This is a genomic window from Sphingobacterium humi (genome assembly GCF_009768885.1).
Classification (GTDB): domain Bacteria; phylum Bacteroidota; class Bacteroidia; order Sphingobacteriales; family Sphingobacteriaceae; genus Sphingobacterium; species Sphingobacterium humi.
Genome location: NZ_WSQA01000001.1, coordinates 538,037 through 550,011, shown reverse-complemented (window position 1 = coordinate 550,011; position 11,975 = coordinate 538,037). Strand labels below are relative to the sequence as shown.

Annotated in this window: 11 protein-coding genes; 9 read left to right on the top strand and 2 right to left on the bottom strand. The window is 39.8% G+C overall.

Annotation, left to right across the window (positions count from 1 at the left end):
• Positions 1–5 precede the first annotated feature (5 nt).
• Genes GQF63_RS02055 through GQF63_RS02045 form a run of 3 tightly spaced genes read left to right on the top strand, consistent with a single transcriptional unit; the run spans position 6 to position 3,744 of the window.
• On the top strand, positions 6–1,874 hold the full coding sequence (locus GQF63_RS02055; RefSeq protein WP_246163221.1) for a RagB/SusD family nutrient uptake outer membrane protein: 1,869 nt from the start codon (positions 6–8) through the stop codon (positions 1,872–1,874).
• 25 nt (positions 1,875–1,899) lie between these two features.
• Positions 1,900–2,904 carry a BT_3987 domain-containing protein gene (locus GQF63_RS02050; protein WP_160367421.1) on the top strand — a complete coding sequence of 335 codons (1,005 nt, stop codon included), beginning with the start codon at positions 1,900–1,902 and terminating at the stop codon, positions 2,902–2,904.
• Between the two features lie 18 nt (positions 2,905–2,922).
• The gene (locus GQF63_RS02045; RefSeq protein ID WP_160367420.1) at positions 2,923–3,744 is read left to right on the top strand and encodes an endonuclease/exonuclease/phosphatase family protein; all 822 of its coding nucleotides are present in this window, start codon (positions 2,923–2,925) and stop codon (positions 3,742–3,744) included.
• 33 nt (positions 3,745–3,777) lie between these two features.
• Here GQF63_RS02045 and GQF63_RS02040 read toward each other — a convergent pair whose 3' ends face one another.
• On the bottom strand, positions 3,778–4,374 hold the full coding sequence (locus GQF63_RS02040) for an RNA polymerase sigma-70 factor (protein ID WP_160367419.1): 597 nt from the start codon (positions 4,372–4,374) through the stop codon (positions 3,778–3,780).
• A gap of 406 nt (positions 4,375–4,780) precedes the next feature.
• On the opposite strand from GQF63_RS02040, the gene GQF63_RS02035 reads away from it, so the two are divergent.
• Entirely contained in the window at positions 4,781–5,593 is an 813-nt protein-coding gene (locus GQF63_RS02035; RefSeq protein ID WP_160367418.1) for an alpha/beta hydrolase, read from the top strand.
• Positions 5,594–5,750: 157 nt separating this feature from the next.
• Here GQF63_RS02035 and GQF63_RS02030 read toward each other — a convergent pair whose 3' ends face one another.
• Positions 5,751–6,245 (bottom strand): GNAT family N-acetyltransferase, encoded by a 495-nt coding sequence (locus GQF63_RS02030; protein WP_160367417.1) that lies wholly within the window; start codon positions 6,243–6,245, stop codon positions 5,751–5,753.
• Between the two features lie 248 nt (positions 6,246–6,493).
• Here GQF63_RS02030 and GQF63_RS02025 point away from each other — a divergent pair, with 248 nt between their 5' ends.
• The 5 genes from GQF63_RS02025 (at position 6,494) to GQF63_RS02005 (ending at position 11,960) form a co-directional block, all read left to right on the top strand.
• The gene (locus GQF63_RS02025; protein WP_160367416.1) at positions 6,494–8,404 is read left to right on the top strand and encodes a sensor histidine kinase; all 1,911 of its coding nucleotides are present in this window, start codon (positions 6,494–6,496) and stop codon (positions 8,402–8,404) included.
• 4 nt (positions 8,405–8,408) lie between these two features.
• Positions 8,409–9,149 (top strand): LytR/AlgR family response regulator transcription factor, encoded by a 741-nt coding sequence (locus tag GQF63_RS02020; protein WP_212592430.1) that lies wholly within the window; start codon positions 8,409–8,411, stop codon positions 9,147–9,149.
• A 60-nt stretch (positions 9,150–9,209) separates the two neighbouring features.
• Positions 9,210–10,091, top strand: a complete 882-nt coding sequence (locus tag GQF63_RS02015) for an AadS family aminoglycoside 6-adenylyltransferase (RefSeq protein ID WP_160367415.1) — start codon at positions 9,210–9,212, stop codon at positions 10,089–10,091.
• A gap of 38 nt (positions 10,092–10,129) precedes the next feature.
• The gene (locus tag GQF63_RS02010; protein WP_160367414.1) at positions 10,130–11,023 is read left to right on the top strand and encodes a metallophosphoesterase; all 894 of its coding nucleotides are present in this window, start codon (positions 10,130–10,132) and stop codon (positions 11,021–11,023) included.
• Positions 11,024–11,204: 181 nt separating this feature from the next.
• Positions 11,205–11,960, top strand: coding sequence for a DUF3575 domain-containing protein (locus GQF63_RS02005; RefSeq protein ID WP_160367413.1), 756 nt, complete (start codon positions 11,205–11,207; stop codon positions 11,958–11,960).
• Positions 11,961–11,975: the final 15 nt, after the last annotated feature.

The window sequence follows — 11,975 nt, the reverse complement described above, 5'->3', positions numbered from 1 at the left end:
GAAAAATGAAAATCAATTTTAAATCCATAATAACTCCTGTTCTAGCGGCATCTTTATTAATGCTAAATGGAGCATGTCAAAAGGAATTTTTAAATCAGGTTCCAGATGATCGATTAACCTTAGAGGAAGTGTTTAATCGTAGAAAACTATCAGAAGAATGGTTAGCAGGAACGTATAATTTTATTCGTGATGAAGCCCACCGGACGAATTCTACACCTTGGGATGTGATTTCTGATGATAATGATGTCTCCCAGCGTGGAACGCCTTTCCAAGTCAATCTTGGAAACTGGAATGCCTCTTCCAACTACTGGAATTTCTGGGATCATTATTACAAAGGAATTCGTACCGCGACTACTTTTATCAATAATATCGATGGTAATGAAGAGATTCTTCAAGAAAGAGAAGGCCCTGCATTAATCAAAAAAAGAAAGGCTGAAGCCCGTTTTTTAAGAGCATTTTTCTATGCTGAAATCTTAAAACAATACGGGCCATTTATTATCATTGGAGATAGCGAGATTGCTCCAGATTTACCCCTTACTGACCCGAGTATGCAGCTTCCACGAAGTTCATATGATGAATGTGTAGATTACATCGTAAGTGAATTGGATGCTGCTGAAGCTGACCTTGAGGTGGAGCATTATGCCAATGGTGATGCGGTTTTAGAAAACGATATGGGAAGAGCAAGTAAGATTTTGTGCCGATCCGTGAAAAGTAGGGTGCTTTTATATGCCGCTAGTCCATTGAATAATGGAAACCAAGATTATGCAAGCTTCGCAAATAAGGATGGTAAATTATTATTTAACGCGGCTTACGATGGCAATAAATGGGCTAAAGCAGCAGCAGCGGCCAAAGCGGTTATCGATTATGCCGAATCTTCTGGAAAACTAGGGCTTTATCGGAAAAATAAAGCGAATGGGGAATTGGATCCTTTTTTATCTTATCGTGACCTGTTTCTTGACTCCTGGAACATAGAATGGATTATGGGACGAAACAACAATACCCTAACAAACTACCAGCGTTCTTGTACACCTCGATTAGCCAGTGGTTATGCTTCCATGGGACCTACTCAACAGCTTATAGATACCTACCGGATGGCGAATGGTGAATCTCCAATCAACGGTTATACTAGTGGAGGCGCCCCAAACATCAACCCTGCAAGTGGATATTCGGAATCTGGTTTTTCAAGTTTCTCGGCACCGGGTGCTACACGTGCTAAAAATACCTTCAATATGTATGTGAATCGCGAACCTCGGTTTTATGCAACAGTTACCTATTCCGGAAGTGATTGGATCAATACCACTTCTAGTTTGGGCGTGCGTGAAATCCAATTATATTATACCGGAGAATCCGGCAAGGGAGGATCACACGATTATTCGGAAACCGGTTATTTATTCCGGAAAAATGTATCGCCAACCTATCACCCAACCCAAAATGCAGTGGCCAGACCGCATGTTATGATGCGTTATGCGGAAATTCTATTGAATTATATCGAAGCTTTAAATGAGGCTAGCCCGAACAATCCTGATATTTTAAAGTATTTGAACCAAATTCGTCAACGTGGCGGTATCCCAGCATTAACTACAGGTCTTTCTCAAGCGGAAATGAGAAATCAAATTCGGACAGAACGTCGGATTGAATTAACAATGGAGCACCTGCGATACTTTGACACGAGAAGATGGAAAATTGCAGAACAAACCGATGCTGGTCCTATGTATGGTATGAACGTTGAAGGAGGTGCCTCTAATTCTGATATGGCCTTCTTTAAGCGGACGCGATTTGAAAGCCGCATTTTCCGAAAAAGCTTTTATTATTTCCCAATTCCACAAGCAGAGGTTCAACGTAATCCAAACCTTGTTCAAAATCCAGGCTGGTAATAATGACTATTAAAAATTAGGAAACATGAAAAATACATATAATAAGCTATTTCGAAATAGCCTCCGATATTCAACTTTATTGATGGTATGTGCGCCAATATTACTGTTTCAACAATGTAAGCAACAAGAGTTAAATGTTGAAAATGAGGATCAATACACTAAAATTTTCATGCAATCAGCCAGTAATGGTTCTGTTGCGAAAAGTTTAGCAATTAAAGATGAATGGGTGAATATTCCATTTGGTGCAGGTTATGGTGGATTCACGATTTTAAATAATCCAGTTACTGTAAATTTTGAAATTGATCAGGCTAAAGTGGATGCTTATAACCAACAAAATAACAGTAGCTATGAATTGCCTCCGGCAGATAGTTATAAAATATCGAGCTCTTCGGTCACCATTGCACCAGGAAATGCTGGTTCGAATAATAGCAACCTGGAAATTAACCCGCTTAAACTAGCAGGCACAAAAACCTATATTATTCCCGTATCTATAACCGATGTGCAACCTGCATTAAGTATCAATGAAAACTTAAGAACAACCTATTATTTAGTAAATGGGTTTTATGAAAGCAATCCATTTGAACCCATTTCAATTGAAGGCTGGGAAATTCACGATTATTCAGATGATGATTCAGATGGTGCTGGTGGACGCGCTAAGTATGCAATTGATGGCACGATAGAAAAAATATGGTTATCTACTTACCGAAGAGTAAATGGCTGGCGGCCTCCGCATCCGCATTATGTAACGATTGATATGAATGCGACCCATCAACTGCATGGAATAACGCTTTTCGGCCGTCGCGGACAAAATAATGCGTATTTATTTCCGAAGAATGTCTTGATCGAAACGTCTAATGATGGCAATACCTGGACGGAAGCTGGTTTATTTAGTATTGTAGCCTCTTCAGATGATACTTCCGCTACGATGTATTTTGAAAAAAGTGCTAATTGCCGCTATTTTAAAGTTACCGTATTGAGTAGTGCCGGGAATGGGGATACCACCTCAATTGCAGAGCTAGTGGCCTTTTAGTACCTTAATAATTATACGATGAAAAAATATTTTGTAATAGTATGGTTGTCCTTTTTTGCCGCTTGTGGAAAAGGAGGAGACAGTAAAGAACCTGTGGTCGATCCACCTAAAAAGGATATTGTCGTGAAAACGATGACTTATAATATTTATGGAGCGCGAAGTGGAGGCATTCCAGACTTAAAAGTTATTGCCGAAGTTATCAAAAAAGCTGACCCCGATTTGGTTGCATTGCAAGAGGTCGACAAAAATTCTGATCGCAACAAACACAACGGCGATATTGCCAAAGCTTTAGGCGAATTGACGGGAATGGATTATTATTTTGCCAAAGCTATTGATATTGCTGGCGGAGAATATGGAGATGCCGTATTGTCCAAACTGCCTGTCAAGGAAAAAAAGGCATTTAACTTAGAAGTTGACCCCGCTTTAGGAGGCGAACGACGCTCGGTCGCACGTATTCTGGTTGAAAAAGAGGGTAAGCAGTTTTATTTTATGAGTACCCACTTTGATCATTTAGGCGATGAAAGAAACCGAATAAAGCAAGCAAATGATTTTAATGCGCTTTGTAAAACCTTCGGTAAGCCAATGATTGTAGGGTCAGATTTTAATGCCTTACCTACGTCTAATACGATGAATATACTGCGTAGTTACTTCACATTTGGCTGTTTGAATGGCAATTGTAGCCAATTTACCTTTCCTACACCAACTCCAAATAGAACGATAGATTACCTGATTTATCAGCCAATCGATGCATTTACTCCACAAATGTATTCAGTTTTTACTTGGGCAGATAAGGAGTCTGATCATTATCCGGTTCTGGCAAATTTCAAGATTAATTTTTAATAGCAACGAGTAATAACGGGTTAAAACCCGTTATTACTCGTTAAAAAATAACCACAAAAGGGTTATTTTTAATAGTATGTCATGCTCTTTGGCAATATAATCCTTAATGGTTTTCATAGCTAAAGACATATGTTCCTTTACCGTTTGGGTTGAGATCTCCAAATTGCCTGCAATTTCTTTATAACTTAGGCCTTCCTCCCTTGACATCATAAAAATACGTTTTCGTTGAGGAGGCAAAATATCCACAGCTAAGTTGTAAATAGTGGCATATTCTTTATCGAGTAGGCTTCGCTCCACACATTCTGTTCCCTGCACTTCAAGTGATTCTGCAAGTTGCGTATTAAATAGCAATGCTGTGTTAACTTGTTTTTTAATTTCCTTATAAATCAGGTTTCTACAGATACGGAATAGGTAATGTTTAATTGGGTGTTCAGGTGAAATACGCGTACGGGCATTCCATAAATTTAAAAAGGTATCATGAATAATATCATCACAAATGGAGCTGTCTTTAATATACTTATTTACGAAATGGTATAATTCGTTGGAATTACTTGTGTATAGTAAGACAAAGGCATCATGATCGCCGTTTTTTAATCGAATATTTAAATTAATAAGAATGTTGTTCTCCAATGTTTAGGTCCCTTCTATTCCCAAAAATAGGTATAACATATAAACGCAATGTTAAACTAGTTTTATCTAAAAATAATATCTACCTGACGGTTTTTATCTGGTTATTTATCTAAACAAATATAGTGGAATGCAGGTAACTAGTCAAGAAGATTTAAGTAGAAAAATTTACGCCAAACTTACTAATTTCTTAATCTGTAGTATTTTCAGCAGGAGTAATTTGAATGTTTTCACTGGATTTATACGCCTCAGCCTCGTTCCAACCATAATTTCCCTTAACCCTCAGCACAAATCGCTTTGCCCAAATTTTTTAATAATCTTTCCATAAAATGCATTAAAATTAAAGTGCGTGTAATAATTATAACTATCTTGTTAATTAATACGTCATTTTACCTCAATAAACCAGCTTATGAAACCCATTTACGCCTTGCTATTATCCACTGTTTTCTTCTTTTCTCAATGTTCGACAGGCAGCCAGCCCAGCGATCCTATTCCCGCTCATGAAACGATAAAAATTCAATCAAAGCAGCTCGGGGAGGAGCGCGTTATTAACATCTGGACGGCAGAAAGCTACAAGAACAGTTCCGAACCTTTACCGGTGATGTATATGGCCGATGGAGGTATCCAAGAAGACTTTCCCCATATCGCAAATACCTTGGCCAAGCTTATTGCCGAGAAAAAGATAAAACCCCTCATTCTGGTAGGAATTGAGAATACGGAACGTCGCCGAGACCTTTCTGGCCCCACGGAAGTGGCTAAGGATAGGGAGATTGCGCCTGTGGTTGGCGGGTCGGCCAAGTTCCGAGCATTTATTAAAGAGGAGCTTTTTCCAGAAATCAACCAACGCTATAGAACAACGGAGGAGAAAAGCATTATTGGCGAGTCATTATCGGGTTTATTTGTGATGGAAACCTTTTTTACAGCGCCAGACATGTTCGATCAATACATTGCTTTCGATCCATCCTTATGGTGGAATAACCAGTATCTCATCCGGACGGCGGACGATCATTTATCGAAATTCCCGGATGAACCCAAGCGCCTATGGTTTGCCGGATCGGATGCAAGCGATATCTCCGTACACTGCAAAGCCTTAGCAGCCCTATTAACAAAAGGCCAGTATCCGAATTTGACCTGGACCTTTTCCGATGAGCCAAACGAGAAACACCATACAATATTCAGGGCAACCAAAGAAAAGGCAATAAGCTGGGCATTGGGCCAATAAGGAGGAAGAGCTCCTTCTGCTAAACTCCCTTTCACTCCCTTTTCACAGCCCTTTCACTCCCCTTTCAATCCCTATTGCAAAGGGGAGTGAAAGGGGAGAGGTAGGCCTAGAAAAAAGGCTTCAAAAAGCCATGATCCATCGCTTGACTAACGCTGTATTAGCGGTTTTCATAATCGTATATCAGCCAGTCGCCGGTTCTTTCCTTTTTAACAAAGCCCAGTCGTTCCAGCAGGCCAATGGCCGCCAGGTTATTATGGGCAGTCCTTGCCCAAATGCGCTTGAGTTGGAGGCTATGGAGGCCATAGTTAATAGCTAAGGTTAAGGCCTCCCTCATATATCCATTGCCTTGATGTTCGGCTTTTAATATAAAGCCCAATTCGCCGGCATCTGCTGCAAAACCTCGGTAATAACCACATGTGCCCACTATTTGGTTATTCTTATGGCTGGCGATGCCCCAATGGATGGCTGTGCCATGCAGATAAGTCTCATGGATACGCTGAATGATGGCTCGGGCTTCTTCGGCTGTTACAGCCAGGTAGCCATCAAAAAACGAGATGTCCAAAATATCCGGAACATCAGCCTCCTGAACCTGCCGAAGGGTAATTGTAGAGCCTATAAGTTCAGGGAATCGATCAAAAGGGGGAGCTAGCATCGCATTTGTTAAGGTTTGAATTGCTGTTTTTCAAAAGAAAAATACGAATTATAACAGTTGAACAATAATTTACAAGCTTATTTTTTAGCCTTTGATGCTGAGCTTGCTGCAAATATTAACAGAAAACTAACGCATATTTACAGAACTTCTGCATATATTGAACAGACATAACTGTTAATAATATTACCTACATTTTTATCTGCCTAATCACACGCTAGATGCCGTTTGTCTTATCTATTCGTAAAACAATGCTTTTAAGCCTGCTTTCCTTGCTGTGCTTACTGTCTTCTTGTCATCAGCAAGCAACACATCAAGGCACTGCACTCGATGCTGATCCGTTGGATTCTGCAGCAAGAGCATTGATTCTCTCTGGCGTTACCCAGCAAAATCAAAATATGCGGATAGCGGAAATGCTTACGCAGTATAAACAGCTCCCTAATTACGAAGACTTGCCTTATTATTGGTTTTTAAGAGCTTCCGCCTTAGCATATAATTTTCAAAACGATAGTATTCTTTCTCATATCCAGTCTTTTCGATTTTCACCGGCACATCAGGATGAAACCGCCCTTCAGAAATTTTTTATCCTGAAGGCCAAGACGAAAAGCATTGGCGAGAATAATTCCGAATTATTCAAGGAAATGATTAAGGTGCGCAATGAGGTGGAAGAGTCGAAATCGATATTTATTTATACGATCGATGATATCATGGCAATGAGTTACTTCCGGGTCTCCGACTACGAAAATGCAAGGAAGCATATCGATCTTTATTTTAATGAGCATCCTTATAAGAACCATATCCGATTGCGGCAGCGGTATTATGACATCCGGGTCATGATCAGCTTAAACCAGCGTGGAAATCCGGAAATTGCGGCTCTGTTGGATAGCTGTAAAGCATTAGCCGTGCAACTTAAGGATACCCTGGCCATTATGCGCAGCATGGAGTTTGAAGCCCACTGGCTAAAGGCCCAAGGGAAAACCGCCGAAGCGGTAGCAAAAAACAGGGTATTTTTTAAGTACTTAAAGAAAATCAATCCCAATTCCAATAGCAATATCAATTTTAGTTTAAATCAGTTTCATGACTTTGCTCGGGTTTTTGTCGCTGATAAGCAGCCCGATTCTGCAATTTATTACATGCAGGAAGGGATCAAGTGGGCTGAAAAGCATAAAATCGATACCAGTGCGATGTTCGAAATCCATAAAATCTTAAGTGAAGCCTATGCCCTGAAAGGAGATTACCGCAAGGCTTATGAGCAGAAGGAAATGGAAATGAAAGACTATAGCTTGACCATTGCAAATCGACAGAAAACAGCAATCGCGGAACTGAGCACCAAGTATGAAACCGATAAAAAGGATCGCGCTATTTCCAGTTTAAAAGCGAATAACGACTTAAATAGACAATTAATGAGGCAGCAACGTTGGATATTTGCCATCGTATTGCTGCTTTTGACCGTCATTATTGTGTTTATCTATAAGTCCTATAAAGATAAATTCCTCCGTTCTGAGCATGATAAGTTGCGGTTGCAGAATAAACAATTGCTATTGGAGCAGAAAAACAGACAAAATCAGTTGAATCCACATTTTGTATACAATGCGATTTCCAATTTGCAAGGATTGATCAGTGCGAATAGAAAACAGGAGGCCAATCAATATTTAGTTACCCTCACCAAGGTGATTCGCGATATGCTGGAATTAAATAGACAGGATTTTATCACCTTGGATAAAGAAATTAAGAGCTTGCGCTATTATGTCGAATTGCAGCAAATGCGGTTTAGTCATTCTTTTCAATTTAAAATAGAAACCGGATCGCTGGAGCTGGAGAATATTTTAATCCCGCCTATGTTGGTACAGCCCTTTGTGGAAAATGCCATTGAACATGGCTTAAAAAATCTTGAAAAGGAAGGATTGTTGCAGGTGGAAGTTACCGCAGAAAACAATACGCTGTTAATTAGCATTATGGATAATGGTCAGGGTGGTCAAGATGCTTGGGTAAAGAATCCGAACAAGGAATCGCTGTCTCAGATTATTACAGAAGAGCGGATTGAATTGCTATTTGGAAAGGATAAAAACGTGTCAGGTGTAAAAATAAGTCCAAATTTCAAAGCAGATGGAACAGGGTATAAAGTGGAAATTTATATTCCTTTAACCCTTTATTTTGATTGATGATATGCTGAAGGTTTATATTTTAGAAGACGAACATAATATTTTAAAATACATATGGTCTATTGTAGAATCGATTCCTTATGTGGAAATTGTAGGGTATGCAGGTGACTTAAAAAAAGCAGATCAGGATTTATTTAACCTACGTCCGGATTTAATTTTGGCCGATATTCAATTAAGAGATGGCTATAGTTTTGAGTTGCTCTCCCACATCAACTTAGATGTTCATCTTATTTTTATTACGGCCTATAGCCAATATGCCATTGAGGCGCTGAATATTGGCGCCATAGGATATCTGACCAAGCCTATTGATGCGCAGGCGCTGAAAGATGCGATAGCCAAGTGCTATAAGAAATCGGAAGGTTATAAATTCAACCAGAAGCAATTGGAAATTGCCGAGCTGCACATGAAATCGCCCAAGGTGCCCGAGCGGATTGCCTTAAAAACATTTGAATTTACCCAGATTATCTATGTAAAAGATATCTTGTATTGCATCGGCGATAAGGGCTACAGTACGTTCTATTTACGCGATGGCAGCACCCTTTTGGTTTCCAAAGTGCTCAAGCATTTTGAAGCCATGTTGCCCGCCGATCAATTTATTCGTTGCCATCAATCTTATTTAATCAACAGTCATTTTATCCATAAATACTATAAAGATGGGCAGTTGGAAATGCAAGATGGAAAGATTTTCCCCGTTGCTAGTCGTAAAAGAGACCTTATTGCCAGTTATATCGATAAGCTATCCTAATTTATTTGGAGCATGTTTTGTACAGGTATAATGTAAATTATCCTGTTAAATTTGTGCAGCATGACCGATATAAACGAACAACTGAGAACCACTAAATTGCAAGCGATTGAAACTTGGGCACAGCAGAATCCCGCGGTGCGGGCGCTGTTATTAACCAGTTCCTTAGTAAACCCCTTAGCGCCGGTAGATAGCTTCAGCGATTTGGATATTGAACTTGTTTTTGATAATAATGAACCTTATCTAGAAAGTGATACCTGGTTGTCTGTTTTCGGCGATCCCATTGCGATGATCGAGGAGGGGGAGGCTTGTTTTTCGGGAAAGCATGGAATGAAAATGGTCTTGTATCGCGATGGTATAAAAGTCGATTTTAAACTCTATAGCGCAGCCAATTTCGTAAAAGAAGTCGCAGCACCTGAGCTGCCCGAAGATTGGGATATCGGTTATAGGATCCTGCTCGATAAGGATGGGCTGACCTCGGCTATGAAACCGCCGACCCATCAGGTGTCTATTATCAAAAAGCCTTCAGTAGATGCGTTTAAACAGCTGTTAAACGATTTTTGGTGGGATACGACCTATGTGGCAAAATGCTTGGCGCGTGATGAGATTTTTTACGCCAAGTTTATGTCTGAGAATAATTTAAGAACGGCTTACTTGGTACCCCTGCTGGAATGGTACATCGCCTCGCAGCATCATTGGAACATCACCACCAATAAGCATGGCCGCCTGTTTAAACAATACCTTAGCGAGGAGGAATGGGAAAAACTGGAACTTACCTTTTCCGGCAGTGTACTAGTTGATAATTGGAAAGCACTTTTTGCCATGATGGATATTGTGCATGAGATTGGAAAGGAATTAGCAGCTAGGTTGAATTATGCGTATCTGGATAAGCTGGAGGAGGATATTCGAGGGTATATACTCGGGGTAAGTGAATTTAAACGTTAATTATGTTATTTTTATTTACACAAAAAACCTTTCACACTATGTATGCATTTAAACCACATATTATATTTCTTTCCTTGCTCATCAGCAGTTTTATCTCCTTTGCGCAAGACAGTCCGAACTTCTTCCGCATAGGCCTTATTGCAGACATACAATACGCGGATAAAGCAGATAGTAAGACGCGTTTTTACCGCAGTTCAGACCATAAGTTGCAGGAGGCCGTGGCCTCCTTAAATAAAGAGGATTTAGCATTTACAGCGGTCTTGGGGGATTTAGTAGATGAGGGACCAAAAGATCTGCAACCGATTATGGATTTGTTAAATCAATTAAATGCAGCACATTACCAGCTTCTCGGAAATCATGATTATCCAAAAGTCTATGAACACGATTTGTATCGACAATTTGATATGCCTCATCCGTACTATACGGTGGAAAAAGACAATTGGCAATTTATATTTCTCAATACAAACGAGCTGGCCAGCTATGCTGTAGAAGAGGGCTCAAAACTGGAAAGAGCATATCAAAAGCTGATTACACAGGTTAAAGCAGAGGGGAGAAGTAATGCGCAACCCTGGAATGGTGGAATAGCTAAGAAGCAATTCAAATGGTTGAAAAGGAAATTAAAGGCGGCGGAAAGAGAAGGGAAAAAAGTAGTAGTTTTCTCGCATCATCCTTTTTTACCTGCCAATGGGCTTGAAACCTTGAATAGTCCTGAGTTAATAGCCTTATTTGTTAAATACAACACGGTAAAAGCGGTGATATCGGGGCATCATCATCCTGGTAATTTTGAAATGTACGAAGGGATACCATTTATCACCTTAGAAGGCATGGTAGAAACCGTGGATAATGCCTTTGGCTATATGGACATCTACCCCAATAAACTCATTATTCATGGGGAAGGAAGATTAACAAGTCGAGAACTGCCCATAAGGTAATGTTATGCTGTAGGTACATATATACGTAATTCTAATTATTTTAAAAATAACTAACATTAGGTATTTTTTCTTATCTATTAATTGTTGATTTTTAACAAGAAATCAAATCAATTATTAGTCAATGAAATCGTACTTTAATCTATTGAAAATAAGCACGTTTACTGTGTTTATTCTTTGCGTTATGGTGTCAAATGTTTATGCGCAGCACAAGGCAGATCCGTCTGCATCGGAAAGGCGGAATATGGTTAAATTTAATATTTTACCCCTGCTCGGGGGGAAGTTTGCGTTCGAATATGAGCGTTTGCTGACCAATCGCATTGCCCTTGGTGCCGGTCTTAGCATCCGTCCTGAAAAGGGCTTGCCATTTGCTTCCACGGTAAAGGGATTTGTCGATGAAGAAGAGTTGGATAATATCTTAGATGATTTTAAAAGCAGTAACTTTTCGTTCACGCCTGAAGTTCGTTTTTACACTTCGCGAAGAGGGCCATTTCGTGGGTTTTATGTGGCTCCTTATGCTAAATTTGTGTCTTATAAACTAGCTGTTCCCTATCAATTTGATGTGGATATCGAGGAGCAGGGCAATGAAGTCTATAGTCGCTCAGAAACCATTCCCTTAAAAGGAAATCTCAGCTCGGTAACTGCAGGCCTGTCGGTTGGTTTTAATTTTAAACTGAAGAATAATTTCCATTTAGATTGGCGCTTATTTGGGCCAGGCTATGGAACGGCAAAAGGAGATATTACTGGGACAATGAAACTAGATGCAGATGAGCAAAGTGAATTGAAGGATGCGCTAGCTGATTTAAAAACGAATCTAGAAGATATGCCATTAGCTGTAAAAATAGATTATGACGTGCATGGTGAAGGTGCAACCATTACGGTAAAACGAAGTCCATGGTCAAGTATTCGTACGGGTTTAGGCATATCCTATAGATTCTAATCCAACTGATTTATC